Source organism: Frankia sp. QA3 (assembly GCF_000262465.1).
GTDB lineage: Bacteria > Actinomycetota > Actinomycetes > Frankiales > Frankiaceae > Frankia.
Map to the genome: position 1 here is coordinate 5,277,317 of NZ_CM001489.1, position 17,247 is coordinate 5,294,563.

A 17,247-nucleotide genomic window follows, 5' to 3' on the forward strand; every position below is an offset into this window, starting at 1 on the left:
CACCGGCCCCCGGAACGCGGGTCACCGGTACCGGACGCGGTAGGCGACCCAGGCGGGAGCCCCGGCGGCCAGCGGCAGCCAGAACGACACCAGCCGGTAGGCCAGCGTCGACACCGCGGCGGCCGCCGCCGGCACCCCGGCGAGCGCGAGGGTGCCGGTCAGCCCCGCCTCGACGAAGCCGAGACCACCAGGCGTGATGGGGATCATAGCGAGAACATTGGCGGCCACGTAAGCGAGCAGCACGAGGGACACTCTCGGATGCTGGCCGGCCCCGGCCAGCGCCGCGAGCAGCGCGAGGTAGTCCAGCCCCCACTTGCCGGCCGCGGTCAGCACGGCCGCGGGCCAGCGCTTCCCCAGCGAGCGGATCACGTCCGTACGGCGGGCGACGAGCACGTCGGGAAGGTCCGCGGGCGTCGACCGCCGGGCCAGCCGGGCCAGCCGGCCGACCGCCCGAGCGAGCAGGCGGACCGTCGCGTCCGACCACGCGAGGACCACGCCGACGATCACGAGCAGGACGAACGCCAGCCCCCCGGTGGTGGCGATCGTGGTGAGCCCGCTCGGCGCCGGCTGACCGAAGGCGATCACCGGCAGGACGACCAGGGGCAGGCCGAACACGACGCCGGTGGTCACCATGGAGGTCGCGGTCAGCGCGAACCCGGCGGCGGCGGGATCGCAGCCGCCCCGGTTCAGCATGCGGAACTGCACGGCGCCGCCGACCGCGATCCCGCCCGGCACGATCCGGCTGATGCTGTTCGAGACCAGCTGCGAGGTGACCGAGAGGAACCAGCTCAACCCGCTGATCGCGATCCGTTGGAGCTGCCAGACGCAGGCGAAGCTGGCCGCCTCCAGCAGCACCATCGCCGGGTACCACAGCGGCTGGAACGCCCGCAGCCGGGGGAAAGCGGAGAACACCGCGAGCAACTGCGGCATGAGCAGGTACAGCGCCACCCCGGTCGCGGCCAGCGGGACGACCCGACCGGCCACCCGCGCCCAGCCGAAGCCGCCCGGCACGACGTCGCCGGCGGAGAGCTCAGCCCCGGCATCCGGCGGTTCCACCGGCACGTCTCGACGTGCCGCCGAGGCATCGGGACGGTCCTGCGCGCCCCCCGGACGGTCCTGCGCGCCCTCTGGGCGTCCCGCCGGCGACTCCGGCGGTTCGCCTGCGGCGGGCTCGGTCGGGTGCCGCGGCTCGTCCGGAACCGGCGGGTGCGGTTCCTCCGCCTCGGGTCTGCCCCCCGGCACGGCGGCCACCTCCCCTCGAACGCCACGCCGGCACGTCCCCCGGTGCCCGCCCAGCCCAGCCGGTAACCATCACGCCACCAACGGCGTAACCATCTCGGAATGCCCCGTCACCTTACGCAGTCCGCCACGGCGGCGGGCGTGGTGTTCCCCTCCACCTCGGGACATCATCCGATCCCGCCCTGCCCGCGGATCTAGGCTGTTGACATGCATGCTGCCGCGCAGGGGAGTAGCCGTGGCACCGGCCGCGGCGGGCCGCGGCGCGGCGCGCTGCACGAAGCCGAGATCGTCGGCGAGGCTCTAAAGATCATCGGGGTGGACGGGGTGGAGGGCCTCACCATGCGCCGCCTCTCCGACCGCCTCGGCGTCGCGGTCGGCGCGACGTACAAGCACGTGCCGACGAAGGAGCATCTCCTGCGCCTGGTCACGCTCGAGCTCTACGCCCGGATCGGCCCGTGCGAGCCGACCGGCGCGGACTGGTGCCGGGGCATCCGGTCGTTCCTGCTGCGCTTCCGCGAGGTCGTCGGCGCCTACCCGGGGATGGCGGGCCACATCTCCGCGCACGTCACCGACCCGATGCCGCATCAGCTCTACACATCCCTGAACGGGACGCTGCGGGGCGTCGGCTTCTCTCCGGCCGGCGCGGAGCGGGTGGTGCGGGTCCTGTTCTTCTACACCTCCGGGGCGATGCTGGCGCCGGCGACGCTGACGCTGGGCGAGCACGCGGATGCCGAGTTCGCCGCGGGGCTCGACCTGGTGCTCGACGGCGCCCACCGGTCTCTCGAACGCGACCGCGCCGCCACCGCCTGAGCCGCCACCGCCTGAGCCGCCACCGCCTGAGCCGCCACCGCCTGAGCCGCCACCGCCTGAGCCGCCACCAGCCGAGCCGCCACCAGCCGAGCCGCCACCAGCCGAGCCGCCGACGTCAGCTGACGGCCGGGTGTTCGTCGCGCGGGAACGCCTGTTGGAAGGCCTGGGCGACGCGGAGAACGAGGTCCTCGCGGCCGTGCCAGGCAGCGATCTGCAGCCCGACGGGCAGGCCGTCGACGAAGCCGCACGGCACCGTCACCGCGGGAAACCCCAGCCAGTTGAAGATCATCGTATGGCTGCAGTACACCGGGGCGAAGCTGCCGCCCGGGAAGGCCGGGCCGTCGACGGTCCAGGCTCGCTCCCACTCCTCGACGGGGGCGGCGATCCGCTGCGCGGTGACCGACAGGATGACGTCGTGGCGCCGGAACAGGCGCTGGAAACGCTCCCAGTTGCGCGCCCGCGACTGCGCCTGCTCGCGGTAGAGCACCGGGTCCAGCGCCGGCAGCGGGGCCGTGTTGGTGCCGACCATGGCCTCGTAGACGGAGGGCTCCACCGTCCAGCGCACGGTTCCCCGCTCGGCGCGGTCCTCCCAGACCTCCTCGGTCGGCTCGACCGTGGCGCCGAGGGTGGCGAGGCTGTGCGCGGCCGCCCGGGCGACGTCGATGATCCGCGCGCTGTCGGCGGTGGCGTAGGTCGCGGCGAAGCCGAAGTCCTCGGTCCACGCCATCGACATCCCCTCGATGCCCCGGTCGAGGGCGTCGAGGGGATCGGGGGTGTCGTCCTGCAGGCACACGTAGTCCCGCCCGTCGCCGCCGCTCATCGCGCGGGTGAACAGCGCCGCGTCGCGGACGTACCGGGCCAGCGGACCGTAGCTGGCGGTGAGCAGCATCGTCGGCTTGTCGTAGTTGACGTGAGGGATGAGCCCGCGCGAGGTGTGCAGGCCCACCACCCCCGAGTACGCCGCCGGCAGCCGGGTCGAGCCCCCGCCGTCCGAGCCGATGGTCACCGGCAGCAGCCGGGCCGCCGCCGTCGCGGCACCGCCGGAGCTCGACCAGCCGGGGACCCGGGTGGTGTCCCACGGGCTGAGCGCCTCGGCGTCCCAGTTGAACGGGCTGAACACACCGGGCCGGTCCCGGGCGAGCGTCAGGTCGGCACCGGCGCCCATCATCGTGTTCGTGCCGATGATGATCGCCCCGGCCCGGCGCAGGCGCTCGACACCGATGTCGTCGAAGGTCGACACCACGTCCGTGCCCGGCTGGACGTAGCGCAGCCCCTCGACCCGGATGTGCGACTTCACCGACGTCGGGATTCCGTGCAGGGGCCCGAGGGCCTCGCCGCCGGCCACCGCCCGGTCGGCGCGCCGGGCCTGCTCGCGGGCACCGGCGGCGTCGACCTGTTCGAAGGCGCGCAGGGTGGGGTTGAACTCCTCGATGCGGCCCAGGAAGTGCTCGGTGACCTCCACACAGGACACCTCGCGCTTGCCGATCAGCTCCCGGATTCGCCACGCCGGAAGCCAGGTGAGTTCCTCGCTCATGCCGATCGTCTCCTCGGGTCGGGTCGGGTCGGGTCGGGTCGGGTCGGGTCGGGTCGGGTCGGGTCGGGTCGGGTCACGCGGTGCCGCGGGCCGGTTCAGGGGTCTCCTCCCGCACTGCGGCACCGAGGTCGTCCGGCACGGCCGGCGCGCCGTCGGCGCGGAATCGGGCGGTGCCCAGGTAGGCGTCGACGACGGCCGGCGTGCCGCTGATCTCGGCCGGCGTGCCCGCGCCGATCAGCGCCCCGAAGTCGAGCGCGTAGACGCTGTCGCAGGTGCGCAGCACCATGTCGACGTTGTGCTCGACGAGGAAGACGGCCATCCCGCGCTCGTCCGCGAGCCGGCGCAGGACCGCGCCGAGCTCGCGGGTCTGCGCGTCGCCGAGGCCGGCCGCCGGCTCGTCGAGCAGCAGGACGCTGTGGCCGCCCGCCACGGCGCGAGCCACCGCGAGCATCCGCCGGTGGGCGTAGCCGAGGTCCTGCACCGGCGTGTCGAGGAACGGCGCGAGCCCGAAGTCGGCGACCGCGGCCCAGCCGGCGGGGGTGAGCCGGCCGCGGTCCGGGACGACCAGGTTGGTGACGTAGGCGAGGCTGTCCCGACGGTCGCAGGCGCTCTGGAGGTTCTCCAGGACGGTCAGGTCCTCGAACAGCTCCAGCGACTGGAACGACCGACCGAGCCCGGCGCGCGCCCGCCGTTCGCGGCTCCAGCCGTCGATGCGCGTCTCGCCGAGACGCACCTCACCGCCGGCCAGGGTGGTGAAGCCGGTGATCGCGTCGATCGTCGTGCTCTTGCCGGCACCGTTCGGCCCGATCAGGCCCACGATCTCGCCCGGACGCACGCGCAGGCTCAGCTCGCGCAGCGCGGCGACGCCGCCGAAGCGCACCGACACCCCGCGCAGCTCGAGCGAGAGCGGCGGGACGCGATGGTGCTCCCGGCCCACCGCGCGCCCTGCCCCCCCGGCCTCGAGCGTCGGCGATTCGGACGTCGAAGATACGGACGTCGAAGATACGGACGTCGGCGATTCGGACGTCGGCGATACGGACGTCGAAGCTACGGACGCAGGGGTGGTCGCCAGCCGCGCGCGTGGCCGGAGCCCCGGAAGCCGCCGGGGAAGGCGGTCGGCCACCAGCGCGCGCAACCGGTCGTCGGCGCGGTGGCGCAGGAACACCAGCCCGTCGGGCGCGGAGGTCAGCATCAACAGCAGCCCGACTCCGCTGGCCAGCGCCAGGTAGAGCGCCACCTTCGCGCCGAGGAACCCGAAGATCTGCTGGCCGAGGGTCTCCGGGGCGAACGAGCTGCCCACCAGCGGCCCCGCGGTGGCCCCGACGCCGCCGAGGACCGAGTTCTGCAGGGCCGTCACCGACTGCAGGCCCGCGAAGGAGCCGAAGCTCGGCACGGGATCGTGGAACGCGAGCAGGATGCCGCCGAGGGAGGCGATCATCGCGCCCAGGACGAAGGCGTAGAGCTTCGCGCCGACCACGGAGATGCCGAGTGCCGCGGCGGCGCGCTCGTTGGTCCGCACCGCGATGAGCCGCCGCCCGGCGCGGGACCGGCGCAGGTTGACGATCGCCAGGGCGACGATGACGAGGACGGCGAGCACGAGGCTCGCGTACCGCTTCGGGAAGGTCAGCGCGTCGACCGTCAGCCCGAACACGCTGATGCCGCCGACCGGGTAGCCCTCGACCCCGCCGGTGTAGCGGGGGTTGCCGAACACGACGGCCTCCAGCGAGATCGCCAGTCCCAGGGTGAGGATCGCGAGGTGGACCCCGCGGGTGCGCAGCCCGCCGAGGCCCACCACGATCCCGACCGGTACGACGGCGAGGACGCCGGCGAGGGCGGCGAGCCAGAACGGCCAGCCGTGGTCGGCCACCAGCCAGGCCGTCATCAGCGCCCCGACTCCGGCGAAGCCGATCTGGACGAGGGAGACCTGACCGGCGTAGCCCGTGACGACCACGAAGGACATCAGGATGATCGCAACGATCATCTGGAGCTGCAGCGCGTTGACCCACCCGGCGGGCAGCAACCACCAGATGCACACGACCGCCACGAGCACCGCGGCGAGCGTCGCGAGCCGGTGGGGACGGCCGGCGCCCAGGCGCGGCATCCGGCCGAAGCTGTCGCCCTTCCCGGCGGTCGTGCGCCCGCGGGCGAGCAGCACCACCGCGACCAGGACGAACGGGACGGCGGTGGCCAGGCCGGGCGCGGTGACGTACCGCGTCACCTCGGACTGCCCGATCCCGATCACCAGCCCCGCGGCGAGGGTGATCGGGAACGACGCGAACCGTCCCACCACCGCCGCGGCCAGCACCGGGATGACGAGGTAGGTGAGGTTCGCGGGGCCGAGTCCGGTGATCGGCGCGAGCAGGATCGCCGCGAGCGCGCCGAGCGCCGCGCCGATCGCCCAGTTCGCCGCCGCGATGAGATCCGGCGAGACGCCCAGGGCCGCGGCCGCCCGGGAGTTCTCCGCCACCGCGCTGGTCGCCACGCCGAACCTGGTGAACCGGTAGACCGCCCACAGCGCGCCGGTGAGCACCACGACGATGGCGAGGATGTAGAGGCGGTCCCGCCCGATCTGCGCCCCGAAGACGCCGACCGGTTCGATCGGCAGCATCGACGGGATCACCTTTGGCAGATCCCCGTAGCGCAGCACGGCCACCGACTGCAGGACCACCAGCAGGGCGAGGGTCGCCACGATCCGGGCGAGGCCGGACGCCCCCCGCATCCGGCGCAGCACCAGCAGGTGGAACACCGCGCCGAGCACGGCGGCGGCGAGCAGCCCGAGGACCACCGCGACCGGCTCGGGCAGGTCGCTCTCGCGGCCCTCGAAGTACACGTAGGCGCCGACCATGCCCATCGCGCCCTGGGCGAAGTTGACCACGCCCGACCCGCGGTGGACCAGGACGAGTCCGACGGCGGCCAGCGCGTACAGCGCGCCGGCGCCCACGCCGAGCGCGGCGAATCTGAATACCTCGGTCATCTCGATCCCCCGCGGATCACTTGGTTCGCAGGATGGGGGCGATGTCGTAGAACTCGCCCTGGCGAACCGCCTTGCCGCCGCCGGAGATCTCGTAGTTGACCCCGTAGTGGTTGAACACCCGGCGGAACGACGGGTTGTCCAGCGGCTGCGAGGTCCAGGGCGGGACGACGCCCGCGAGGTCCACGCCGCGCAGGCCGTTGAGCGCGGTGGTGAGCGAGGCGGGCGTGACCTCGCCGGAGGTGCTGCGCAGGGCGTTCGCGACGAGTCGCGCGGCGATCCACGCGACGACGGCCTGCTCGGTGATCTTGGTCTTGGAGTCGACGGCCCGCGCGTCCGCCCGCACTTGCCCGATCCCGGCGGCGTCGGAGTCGTGGGAGTTGAGCTGGCTGTCGACGACGATGAGGCCGTCGGCGAGGCTGCCCAGCGAGCTGAGCAGGTCCTCGTTGAAGATGGCCGAGATCCCGCCGATCGTGAGCGTGCGACCGCTCTGGCGCAGGGCGGTGAGCGCCTGCGCCGCGCCGCTCGGGACCAGGCTGACCGCCACGCACGTGGCGCCGGCGCCGGTCAGCTTCGCCACGGCGGGCGACAGGTCCGCGGCGTTGGCCGCGACCGGGGCCCGTGCGACCTCCTTGCCGCCCCGGGACTCGAACCCCCGCTTGATGTAGTCGACGAGGAAGTCCGAGCCGTCGAGGTAGACGATGCCGAGCCGGGTGCAGCCCGTCTCGGCCAGGCCCACCCCGAGGGAGACGTAGAGCGCGAACGACGAGCTGACCGGGAAGGAGTTGGGGCTCGTGTCGTCACTGACCCCGACTACCGGGATGCCGGCCCTGGTCAGCGCCGTCTGGTCCCGAGCCGTGACGAAGCCCTGGATCACCCCGGCGACCTTCTCGGTGATCGCCCGCCGGGCGCAGGTCTGATAACCGCCGGAGGTTCCCTTCGAGTCGCAGGTCTCGATCCGCACGTTGGGAAAACCGCGGAGCACCCCGCGCGCCGTCGGGACGACCTCCGGCACCTTGAAGGGAATGGTACTGGTCAGGTCGCCGATCACCATGATCTTGGCGCTGACGTCCGATGAAATGGGCGGCGAAGCGCTCGGCGATCCGCCCGCCCCGCCATCCGACGACGATCCGCCGCATGCTGCTAGCACTAGCGCCAGACATAATCCGACGATAATCGCCGACGTTCGTGAATTCCTGCTCCCGACCATGTGCTCCCCACGGGTTCCCGAACCTTACCAGAAGAGGTGTGAGCTGTTTCATACCGGGGCTACAGCTCGTTTTTTACCAGCTTGCATCCCGGTCCGCAAGTATCGGCTGAGCGCCTTTTATGTATTCCTGAACGCGGGCAGCAGAGGACCTAGGAGGGTCGATTTTTCGATCCGCTCCGGATATTTGACGGATCGATTCTCCGGTGGCATTCGGCGCGGTCGGGCACGGCCGGCGGGGGCACGGGTGGCGGCCGGCGGGTACGGGCGGGGCAGGAGGGCGGGCGGGGCAGGAGGGCGGGCGAGCAGGGCAGGGGACGGGGGCAGCCGGGGCGATCAGCCGCCGGGGGCGAGCGCGACGAGGTCGTCGTCCCAGGCCTCGTCCACGGCGGCCAGGTCGACGTCCTCGGCCGTGCGGGCGTACCCGGAGCGCTTGTGGAAGTGCGCGAGCAGGCGCGGGTCGACCTCGTGCTCGCCGAGCACCTCCTCGGGCCGCGGGCCGACGCGGGCGGCGGCACGCGCCAGGGCCGCCCGGTCGAGGCCGTAGACGTCGATGGCGTTCTCGCCGAGGATCGCCCGGGCCTCCCCTTCGGGCACACCGGCGAACGCGGCGCGGATCCAGTCACGGGTGTTGGGCCAGGTCCCCTCCGGGTGCGGGAAGTCCACGCCGAACAGCAGCCGTCCCACGCCGATCTCGTGGCGCATCTCGATCTCGGCGCGGTGGGGCGAGGAGGGGATCGCCGCGCAGTGCAGGCGGAAGTACTCGCTCGGTGTCCTTTTCAGCGCGATGTCCGCGCGGGCGGCGCGCTCGTCCAGGCGCCGCAGGGTCGCCGGCAGCCAGTCGGCCCGCACCTCGGTCAGGGCCAGGCGCAGGTCCGGGAAGCGGTCGAACACCCCGCCCAGCATGAGCTGCCACATGGCCCGGCGCGGCCCCAGATCGAGCCGCAGGGGCGAGTCGGCGCCGGCGTCCAGTTGCTCCCGCAGCCGCTGCTGCAGGTTCAGGTCGATCTCGCGGGACTCGCCCAGCGCCTCGTGCACCTGCCGCAGGAACGCCTGGAACTGACCCTGCACCCCGCCCCAGCCGGCGTGCACGGTCACCACCAGCCCGAGGCGGGCGCAGGCCGCCCAGAACGGGTCGTAGTACTGGTCGTGCAACGGCGGCAGCGCGGGGTCGGCGACCATGCCGGGCAGCAGGACCCCGACGAAGCCGTGCTCGGCCACCCACGCCAGCTCGGCGACGGTCGCGGCCAGGTCCAGGCACGGCCCCGCCTCGGCGATGCCGTAGAGCCGGCCGGGCGCGGTGGCCATCGCGTCCGCCAGCCAGCGGTGGTAGGCCCGGGTCCCGGCGGCGCGCAGCCGCGGCGGGTAGGGGTTGTTCACGACGCCGAAGAACGGCAGCGTGCACATCTGGTGGCCGGACAGCAGCAGCTCGCCGGCGATGCCCTCGGCGTCGAGCTCGCGCACCCGCCGGTCCAGGTCGAACGCGCCGAGCTCACCGTCGGTGCGGATGGCCTCCCGCCCGTCGATGACCTCGAGCGTCTCGTCGGACGAGCCCTTGGCAGTGATCACGACGGAGAGCCACTCGTCGTTCTCCGCCGCCAGGAGGTCGAGGTCGGGGAGGTATTCGGGCTCGATGTAGTCGCGGTAGGCCTGCGGGGGAGCTCCGGTGTGACCGTCGGCGGAGACGAGGACCAATCGCTGTCCCATGTGACTCACCTCATAGATCGAGTTCGCTCACCCTGCCCTTGCCGCGCCGCGGTGTCAACAGCGTTCACCTCACCAAAGTGCCAGAGCCCGCAGTCGGGTGACGGGGTCAGCCGGTCGCCAGCTCGGCGTTCGACAGGTAGGTCCGCTCGATCTCGCCGATGCGGCCCCGCAGCTCACGGGCCTCGCCCTCCAGCACCACCCGCCCATGGCTGAGCACGTACGCGCGGTCCGCGACCTCGAGGGCGTCCCGGACGTGCTGTTCGACCAGGAGCACCGCGCCGCCCCGGTCCGCGGCCGCGCGCACGGCCAGCAGCAGGCGTTCGAGGACCAGGGGCGCGAGCCCGAGCGAGAGCTCGTCGGCGAGCAGCACCCGGGGGTCCGCCGCGAGCGCGCGCGCCAGGGTGAGCATCTGCTGCTCGCCACCGGAGAGCAGGCCCGCCCGGCGGGGCAGCAGCGGCGCCAGCTCCGGGAACAGCTCCAGGCACCGATCGCGCCCGCCCCCGCCCAGACGCAGGTTGTCCGCCGCGGACAGCTCCATGAACACCGACCGTTCCTCGGTGATGTAGCGCAACCCGCCGCGGGCGCGGCGGTGCAGCGGCGCGGTCGTGCGGCGCCCGTCGAACAGCACCTCGCCGCGCAGGGGCCGCAGCTCCCCCGCCAGCGCCCGGACCGTGGTCGTCTTGCCCGCGCCGTTGACCCCGAGCAGCGCCACGACCTCCCCGGGCCGCAGCACCAGATTCAGGTCGTGCACCACGGGGGTGGACCCGTAGCCGACCGACAGGCCGCGGGTTTCCAGCCGTGGCCGCGGGGGGCCTTCGGACGATAAGAGGGCAGTGCCGTTCTGCTGGGGCGCCGGGTTACCGGAAGTGGTCGTCATGCGAGGACGGTACCGCCCGGACGACCGATGTCCATGGCCCTTCCGGTGGTCGCTTCGTGCATTCCAGACCGACTCGGTGGCGCCCGTCCGACCCGTCCGTCCCGAGGTGGTGAACACCGTTGACTTGGTGGCCGCCGCGGACGTACGCTGCGCCCGCACCGGTCGCCCGGCGGCGGCTGCGGTCGGCATTCCCAGTACCCCACCAAACGCGTGGAGGATGACTGCTGTCATGGACGTGGACGGAAAGATCGAGGTAGCCTCCTACATTCCCGCCGACTCATTCTTCGGCTCGCCCTACATCGACTCCGACGAATGGCGCGAAAGCCCCTTACCCCACCGCCACGTGCACGGTGGTTTTCACGACACCGACACCCGCTTCACCTTCTACTTCCCCACCGAGGACTCCTACGACGGCCGCCTGTTCCACCCGCTCGAAGGGGCCCACGCGGGCCACGAGGACGCCTTCGGCGGCCCGATGGGCGACGTGATCGGCGGGCTGGCCCTCATCTCCCGGCTCGGCGGCTACATGGTCGAGTCGAACTCCGGCCACATCGGCGACGACATCGACCCCCGCGGCGGCGACGACCCCACCCTCTACGGCCACCGCGCCAGCGTCGAGACCGCCCGGTTCTCCAAGCACGTCGCCGCCCAGGTGTACGGCGCCCCGCCCCACCACGCCTACGTCTGGGGCGGCAGCGGCGGCGGGCGGCGCTCGCCGTTGTGTCTGGAGTACGGCACCGGCGTCTACGACGGCGCGCTGCCGTTCATGGGCGGCGGCGAGATCGCCGCGCACGGCACCACCGCGCTCATGAAGGGCGCCCAGGTCATGGCCTTCGCGTCGATGTTCAATGTGCAGCGCCTGCTGCGCCGCGTCGCCCCCGGGGTCGTCGACGCGATGCGGCCGGGCGGCAGCGGCGACCCCTACGCCGGGCTGACCACGCACCAGCGCGAGGAGCTCGCCAACCTTTACCAGCTCGGCTACCCCCGCGGCGACGAGTTCATGATCTTCTCACCGATGGGGCAGATCTGGCTCTGGTCGTCCATCGCCGACCGGCTCGCCACCGAGGACGCCGAGTACTTCACGGCCTTCTGGACGCAGCCCGGCTACGTCGGCCACGACGCGCCGGACGCCCTGGCCGACGACATCCTCGACGTGACCACGACCGTGAGCCGGGTGGTCACCGGACGCGAGCTGCTGACCGACCCCGCCTACGCCGGACCGGAGTACGGCGGCCTGCGGGTGATGGCGTCACTGATGAGCGCGGGGCCCGATCTGCCCATGGCGATCGAGGTCGAGGGCCTCGGCGATGGCTACCGCCTCGGCGCGGGCCTGAAGCTGCTCAGCGGGAAGGCCAAGGGGCGCCAGCTCTACTGCATGGGCCACGCCGGCGACCTGTTGAGCGCCGACGGCGTCGCCGAGGCCAACCTGCTGCGCTTCCGCGACGTCGAGGTCGGCGACGAGATCCACGTCGACAACCGCCGGTTCCTGGCGTTCTGCTACTACTACCGCCACCATCTGATGGACGAGCCGGCGTTCGACTTCCTGCGCCCCGACGGCCGCCCGATCTACCCGCAGAACCGGGTGCCCACGATGTCGCCGCTGATGGGCGTGGCCTACTCGGGCCAGTACGAGGGGAAGCTGCTGTGGGTGCACCACACCCACGACGCCTCGCTGTGGCCGCCGCAGGGCCTGGTGTACGAGGCGGCGGTGCGCGCCGTGCGGGGCCCCGAGGCGGCCGCCGAGCGGTTCCGCCTGCGCTGGACCGAGAACGCCGAGCACATCCCGCCCGCGTACCTGCCGTCGGCGCCCGACCGGGCCACCTCGACGTGGCTCATCGACTACCTGCCCGTCATCGAGCAGAGCCTGCTCGACCTGGTCGCCTGGGTGGAGCAGGGCGTCGAGCCCGCCGGGTCGCGCTACGAGTTCCGCGACGGGCGGGTCGTGCTGCCGGCGACCGCGGCCGAACGCGGCGGCATCCAGCCGGTGGTCTCGGCGACGGTGGACGGCGGCGAGCGGGCCGAGGTGCCGGCGGGCACGGCGGTGACCCTGCGGGTGGACGCCGAGGTGCCCCCGGGGGCCGGCACGATCGTCGCGGTCGAGTGGGACCTCGACGGCTCGGGTTCGTTCGCCGACCCGGCCGACGTCGACGGCACCCCGACCGCCGTGAGCCTGACCAGGACGCACACCTACCCCACGCCGGGTACCCGGTTCGCCACCGCCCGGGTGTGGTCCCACCGGGACGGCGACCGCGACGCCGTGCACCGCCGCATCCCGAACGTCGCCTCCGTGCGGATCGTCGTGACCTGACCCGCCTCACCCCAGCCCGTCGCGGGGCCGGCCGCGCACCGTCGCGCAGCCGGCCCCGCGACGCGTCTGCGCCCACCCCGGCGGCACCCCCGGCACCACTGGCGCCACCCCCCGCGGCACCCCGGCGGACCGGTCGCGCCGCGGGCCTTGCTTTCCGGTCCTCACATGCTAGCCTGATCCAGCACATGCTAAGGTTTTTTTGCACGTGCCAGAGATTCGCACGTGCCAGTGATCTGGAGTGACAGGGATCTGGAGTGCCAGTGATCTGGAGTGACAGTGATCTGGAGTGACAGGGATCTGGAGTGACGGGGATCTGCACGTGACAGAGGTGGGCCCGCAAGTGACGAGATCCGATCCATCCGGGGACGAGCTGGTGCAGATCATGGCCACGCTTGCCAACCCGCACCGGCTGCGGGTTCTCGCGGCGCTGGCCGGCGAGCGCAACTACGTGAGCCGGCTGGCCCGGGACCTGGACATCAGCCGGGCCCTGCTGCAGGTCCATCTGCGCAAGCTCGAGGCCGCCGGCCTCGTGACCGCCTGCCTTGAACTCTCGGAGGATGGCAAGGCGATGAAGTTCTACGAGATCACCGCGTTCGTGATCCAGCTGACCCCGCGGACCATCGCGCAGGCAGCCCGCACCCTCAGCCCGCAGGAGAAGGGAGCAACGGCATGAGTCCCTACGACTGACAGGAGATCATCGGCGTCATCGGGGTCTTCACCCTGGTCACGTCCGTGGTCATCGTGTCGATCTGGCAGTTCGCCGCGACCTGGCGGGCGAAGGCGTCGCTCGCCCGGGAGAAGGAGTACCGGACGATCGCGGACCGAGCCGTCCTGTTCCAGGAGGGTACCGAACGCCAGCTCGCCGAGCTGGGAGGTCGCCTCGCCGAGATGCAGACCCGGCTGCGGTCCGTCGAAGGCATTCTCAAGGACGTCGAGTAGCGCACCCGACCGAGCAGGTTGCCGGGAGCCTCGGCCCGATCGCCACCGCGGTCAGCGGCCGCCGAACTCCGCCCGGACGGCGGTGGTGATCTCGGCGTAGCGGCCCAGGCTCACCGCGTCGGCGCCGCCGTCCACCGGCAGGATCACCCCGTTGACGAACCGGGACAGGTCGCTGGCCAGGAACACCACGGCCGCGGCGATGTCCTCGGGCTGCCCGACCCGGCCGGCCGGCTGCTCGTCGCGCAGCGCCTCGGCGAGGTGTTCCATGAAGGCCGGTCGACGGTCCCGGGCGATGCCCATGCCCAGCACCGGCGTCATGGTGATGCCGGGGCAGATCGCGTTGGAGCGGATGCCGTGCCGGCCGAGCTCGGCCGCGGCCTGGCGCACCACGCCGATGACGGCGTGCTTGCCGATCACGTAGCTCGGCTGGCCCAGGCCGCCGCGCAGGCCCGAACCGCTGCTCGTGGTGATGATCGAGCCGCCGCGGCCCTGCTCGATGAACACCCGGGCGGCGTGGCGGTGCCCGGAGACGGCCGAGCCGACGATGAGGCGCAGCGACCGGTCGAGCCCGTCCGGCCCGAGATCGACGAACCCGGCCTGGTCGCCGGCGCCGCTGGCGTTGTTGAACATGATGTCCAGCCCGCCGAAGTGCCGCACCGCGGTGTCGACCAGGCCCGCGACCTGATCGTCGTCGGAGACGTCCGCGTGGACGTAGATCGCGGCGTCGCCGAGCCGCTCGGCGGCGGCCCGGCCGCGCTCGTCCTGGATGTCGCCGATGACCACGTGTGCGCCCTCGGCGACGAACGCCTCGACGCTGGCCAGGCCGATGCCACTGCTGCCGCCGGTCACAATCGCCGTCTTGCCCACCAGGTTGTCCGGCATCGCCGTTCCCTTCCGGTCCGTCCTGCCGCGGGGTTGGAGAGCGCGACCGGTTCAGCGCAGCAGGATCTGGCCGCCGTCGAGCATGAGCGTCGCCCCGGTCAGGTACTGCAGGTCGTCGCTGACCAGGCCGACGATCGCCCGGCCGATGTCGGCGTAGGGGTCGCCGAGCCGGCGCAGCGGAGTCTGGCGGCGCTGCAGCTCCCAGCGCTCGGGGCTCTGCTTCATGTACTCCTCGGCCGCCGGCGACCAGGCCGCCGGGCAGACCTGGTTCACCCGGATCCCGTAGCGGCCCCACTCGATGGCGGTGACCTTCGTCAGGCCGCCGATGGCCTCCTTCGCCATCGCGTACCCGAGCAGGCCGGGCGCGCCGCGCACCCCGATCCCCGACCCGAAGTTGACGACCGCGCCGTGGCCGGAGTCCCGCAACGCCTCGAAGCAGGCCTGCATCATGTGCACGCTGCCCAGCGGCCCGGTCTCGAAGGATTCGAGGAGCTGGGCGTCGGTGGCATCGACCGTCGGGATGCGGACGGTGTTGTTCCCGCCCTGGGCGTTGTTGACGAGGATGTCGACCCCGCCGAACGCGTCCAGCGTCGCCGCGACCGCGGCCTGCGCGTCGGCCCGCTCGGCCACGTCGCAGCGCAGCGCCAGCACCCGGGCGCCCTTGCCCGACAGCTCCTCGGCGGCGGCGACCACCTTCGACTCGGTGCGGCCGAGCAGGGCCACCGCGGCGCCTTCGTCGGCCAGCGCCTCGGCGATCGCCCGGCCCAGGCCCTGGCCCGCACCGGTGACGACGGCGACCCGCCCGGCGAGCCGGCCGTTCGTGGATGGAGTGGGTTCCGCGGTGGGCGCGGCCATCGGCGTCAGGCCGCCGTCGCCGCGCAGCGGGCTAACGGTGCGGAATCGACGTTCCCGGACAGCTCGCTCGCGCCCATCAGGCAGCTCCATCCTCAGTAGCCCTCGGGCCCAGCCTCGCGCCGGCGCCCACGGCCCAGCCGGTACCCGCGGCCCGTGTGCGGGTACCGAGCAGCGTTTCAGAGTGCCCGCGACCACGTCAACCGGTCGCGACCGGGTGCGGTGAACAGTGTTGACACGCCTTCGGTCGGCGCCTAATTTCCGATGCATCGAGCCGGATCACTCGCACCCGGGAACGGGCCACGCGGGAAAGGACCGACCATGCCGGATATCATCATCGAAACGTCGAGCGGCCGGATTCGCGGCACGACGACACCATCGGGTGTGCACGTTTTCAAGGGAATTCCGTACGGCGGATCCGTCACCGGCGCGAACCGATTCCAGCCCGCCCGCCCGCCCGAGCCGTGGACGGGTGTTCGGGACGCCTTATCCTACGGTCCGACCGCGCCGCAGGCGCACCCGGCCGAGGCGGGCGGCGGTGCGGACGATCCCGCCGCGACCGCGCGGATGGCGCCGTTCCTGGCGTTCCTGCACGGCCTGGCCGGGGACGAACCGGCCCAGGACGAGGACTGTCTGGTGCTCAACGTCTGGACCGGCGGCGTCGATCAGCAACGCCCCCGCGCGGTGCTGGTGTGGCTGCACGGCGGCGCCTTCAGCACGGGCTCGGGCTCCTGGCCGCTGTACGACGGCGCTCCCCTGGCCGGCCGGGGCGACGCCGTGGTCGTCACGATCAACCACCGGCTGGGCCCGCTCGGCTTCCTGCACCTCGGCGAGCTGGCCGGGGACCGCTACCGCGACGCGGGCAACGCCGGCATGCTCGACATCGTGCTCGCCCTGCGGTGGGTGCGCGACAACATCGCCGGATTCGGCGGCGACCCGAACCGGGTGCTGGTGTTCGGCGACTCGGGCGGCGCGTCGAAGACCTCCATCCTGCTGGGCATGCCGGCGGCGAGGGGCCTGTTCCACCGGGCGGCGGTGATGAGCGGCCCGCTGGTCCGCTCCTGCCCGGCGGACGTGGCGACCGCGAACGCCGAGGAGCTGCTCGGCCGGCTCGGGATCGCCGGGCCGGACGTCGCGAAGCTGCACGACGTGCCGGCCGAGCGGCTCGTCGAGGAGGCGGAGGCGGTCGGCGTGCCGATCGGCGCCGGGCTCGCCGGGGCGGCCGAGGGCGACCGGTTCATGCCCTTCCAGGCGGTCGTCGACGGCCGGAACCTGCCCGCCCATCCGATGGATCCGGTGGCCTCGCCACTGGGCGCCGACGTCCCGGTTCTGGTCGGTTCGACGCGGGACGACATGAAGATGATCATGTTGGGCATGCCGTGGTTCGGCTCCCTCGACGACGCCGGCCTGGCCGCGCTGGCCGGCGGCATGTTCGGCGCCGCCGGGCCGGAGTTCGTGCGCGCCTACCGCGCGGAGCGGCCGGACGCGACGCCGAGCGAGCTGGCGTGCGCCTTCGTGACCGACCGGGTGATGTGGTGGGGCGGGATCGACTGGGCCCAGCGGAAGATCGCCGCCAACGGCGCCCCCGTGTACGTCTACCGTTTCGATTTCGCCACGCCCGCGCTCGGCGGGATTCTCGGGGCCACCCACGGCGGTGAGATCCCATTTGTGTTCGACAATTACCCGCTCACCCCGATGGCCGGTGACCGGCCCGAGAATGCACAGGTGGCCCGCGCGCTCAGCGAGGCGTTCGTGCGTTTCGCCCAGGAGGGCGATCCAAACCACCCCGGACTGCCCGCCTGGTCGCCCTACACGCTCGACCGGCGCGCCACCATGATCTTCGACACCGAGTCCCGCGTCGAGAACGATCCCCGCCCGGCGATCCGCGAGCTCCACGCCCGGGTATCGGCGGGATAGATCG

At 72.7% G+C, this 17,247-nt stretch carries 13 protein-coding genes; 5 read left to right on the plus strand and 8 right to left on the minus strand.

The annotated features are described in order from the left end of the window. Positions 1–21: 21 nt before the first annotated feature. Complete coding sequence (locus tag FRAQA3DRAFT_RS21625; protein ID WP_232291697.1) at positions 22–1,056, minus strand: lysylphosphatidylglycerol synthase transmembrane domain-containing protein; 1,035 nt, start codon at positions 1,054–1,056, stop codon at positions 22–24. 390 nt (positions 1,057–1,446) lie between these two features. On the opposite strand from FRAQA3DRAFT_RS21625, the gene FRAQA3DRAFT_RS21630 reads away from it, so the two are divergent. After that, on the plus strand, positions 1,447–2,049 hold the full coding sequence (locus tag FRAQA3DRAFT_RS21630; protein ID WP_009741187.1) for a TetR/AcrR family transcriptional regulator: 603 nt from the start codon (positions 1,447–1,449) through the stop codon (positions 2,047–2,049). A gap of 115 nt (positions 2,050–2,164) precedes the next feature. Here the strand turns inward: FRAQA3DRAFT_RS21630 and FRAQA3DRAFT_RS21635 are convergent, their stop codons facing one another. From FRAQA3DRAFT_RS21635 to FRAQA3DRAFT_RS21655, 5 genes are all read right to left on the minus strand, one after another. Continuing rightward, positions 2,165–3,583, minus strand: coding sequence for an amidase (locus FRAQA3DRAFT_RS21635; RefSeq protein ID WP_009741188.1), 1,419 nt, complete (start codon positions 3,581–3,583; stop codon positions 2,165–2,167). Between the two features lie 73 nt (positions 3,584–3,656). Beyond that, the gene (locus tag FRAQA3DRAFT_RS21640) at positions 3,657–6,557 is read right to left on the minus strand and encodes an ATP-binding cassette domain-containing protein (RefSeq protein ID WP_009741189.1); all 2,901 of its coding nucleotides are present in this window, start codon (positions 6,555–6,557) and stop codon (positions 3,657–3,659) included. 16 nt (positions 6,558–6,573) lie between these two features. Then, on the minus strand, positions 6,574–7,608 hold the full coding sequence (locus FRAQA3DRAFT_RS21645) for an ABC transporter substrate-binding protein (protein WP_009741190.1): 1,035 nt from the start codon (positions 7,606–7,608) through the stop codon (positions 6,574–6,576). Positions 7,609–8,097: 489 nt separating this feature from the next. Beyond that, on the minus strand, positions 8,098–9,468 hold the full coding sequence (locus FRAQA3DRAFT_RS21650) for an amidohydrolase family protein (protein ID WP_009741191.1): 1,371 nt from the start codon (positions 9,466–9,468) through the stop codon (positions 8,098–8,100). Between the two features lie 106 nt (positions 9,469–9,574). Then, entirely contained in the window at positions 9,575–10,345 is a 771-nt protein-coding gene (locus FRAQA3DRAFT_RS21655; RefSeq protein ID WP_009741192.1) for an ABC transporter ATP-binding protein, read from the minus strand. Between the two features lie 229 nt (positions 10,346–10,574). Between FRAQA3DRAFT_RS21655 and FRAQA3DRAFT_RS21660 the strand changes: the two genes are divergently transcribed. The 3 genes from FRAQA3DRAFT_RS21660 (at position 10,575) to FRAQA3DRAFT_RS21670 (ending at position 13,592) form a co-directional block, all read left to right on the plus strand. After that, positions 10,575–12,653, plus strand: coding sequence for a tannase/feruloyl esterase family alpha/beta hydrolase (locus tag FRAQA3DRAFT_RS21660; RefSeq protein ID WP_009741193.1), 2,079 nt, complete (start codon positions 10,575–10,577; stop codon positions 12,651–12,653). A gap of 340 nt (positions 12,654–12,993) precedes the next feature. Next, entirely contained in the window at positions 12,994–13,326 is a 333-nt protein-coding gene (locus FRAQA3DRAFT_RS21665) for a helix-turn-helix domain-containing protein (RefSeq protein WP_009741194.1), read from the plus strand. A 59-nt stretch (positions 13,327–13,385) separates the two neighbouring features. Further along, positions 13,386–13,592, plus strand: a complete 207-nt coding sequence (locus FRAQA3DRAFT_RS21670) for a hypothetical protein (protein ID WP_009741195.1) — start codon at positions 13,386–13,388, stop codon at positions 13,590–13,592. A 51-nt stretch (positions 13,593–13,643) separates the two neighbouring features. Here FRAQA3DRAFT_RS21670 and FRAQA3DRAFT_RS21675 read toward each other — a convergent pair whose 3' ends face one another. Continuing rightward, positions 13,644–14,474 carry an SDR family NAD(P)-dependent oxidoreductase gene (locus FRAQA3DRAFT_RS21675; protein WP_009741196.1) on the minus strand — a complete coding sequence of 277 codons (831 nt, stop codon included), beginning with the start codon at positions 14,472–14,474 and terminating at the stop codon, positions 13,644–13,646. A 51-nt stretch (positions 14,475–14,525) separates the two neighbouring features. Continuing rightward, positions 14,526–15,419 (minus strand): SDR family NAD(P)-dependent oxidoreductase, encoded by an 894-nt coding sequence (locus FRAQA3DRAFT_RS21680; RefSeq protein WP_009741197.1) that lies wholly within the window; start codon positions 15,417–15,419, stop codon positions 14,526–14,528. Positions 15,420–15,647: 228 nt separating this feature from the next. On the opposite strand from FRAQA3DRAFT_RS21680, the gene FRAQA3DRAFT_RS21685 reads away from it, so the two are divergent. Next, positions 15,648–17,243 (plus strand): carboxylesterase/lipase family protein, encoded by a 1,596-nt coding sequence (locus FRAQA3DRAFT_RS21685; RefSeq protein WP_009741198.1) that lies wholly within the window; start codon positions 15,648–15,650, stop codon positions 17,241–17,243. The last annotated feature ends 4 nt before the right edge of the window (positions 17,244–17,247 follow it).

What these genes read in the sequence shown, in the direction of transcription:
- FRAQA3DRAFT_RS21630 (WP_009741187.1), top strand. Translation starts at nt 1,447, where the DNA reads ATGCATGCTGCCGCGCAGGGGAGTAGCCGTGGCACCGGCCGCGGCGGG.
- FRAQA3DRAFT_RS21635 (WP_009741188.1), bottom strand. Translation starts at nt 3,583, where the DNA reads ATGAGCGAGGAACTCACCTGGCTTCCGGCGTGGCGAATCCGGGAGCTG.
- FRAQA3DRAFT_RS21640 (WP_009741189.1), bottom strand. Translation starts at nt 6,557, where the DNA reads ATGACCGAGGTATTCAGATTCGCCGCGCTCGGCGTGGGCGCCGGCGCG.
- FRAQA3DRAFT_RS21645 (WP_009741190.1), bottom strand. Translation starts at nt 7,608, where the DNA reads ATGGTGATCGGCGACCTGACCAGTACCATTCCCTTCAAGGTGCCGGAG.
- FRAQA3DRAFT_RS21650 (WP_009741191.1), bottom strand. Translation starts at nt 9,468, where the DNA reads ATGGGACAGCGATTGGTCCTCGTCTCCGCCGACGGTCACACCGGAGCT.
- FRAQA3DRAFT_RS21655 (WP_009741192.1), bottom strand. Translation starts at nt 10,345, where the DNA reads ATGACGACCACTTCCGGTAACCCGGCGCCCCAGCAGAACGGCACTGCC.
- FRAQA3DRAFT_RS21660 (WP_009741193.1), top strand. Translation starts at nt 10,575, where the DNA reads ATGGACGTGGACGGAAAGATCGAGGTAGCCTCCTACATTCCCGCCGAC.
- FRAQA3DRAFT_RS21675 (WP_009741196.1), bottom strand. Translation starts at nt 14,474, where the DNA reads ATGCCGGACAACCTGGTGGGCAAGACGGCGATTGTGACCGGCGGCAGC.
- FRAQA3DRAFT_RS21680 (WP_009741197.1), bottom strand. Translation starts at nt 15,419, where the DNA reads ATGGAGCTGCCTGATGGGCGCGAGCGAGCTGTCCGGGAACGTCGATTC.
- FRAQA3DRAFT_RS21685 (WP_009741198.1), top strand. Translation starts at nt 15,648, where the DNA reads ATGCCGGATATCATCATCGAAACGTCGAGCGGCCGGATTCGCGGCACG.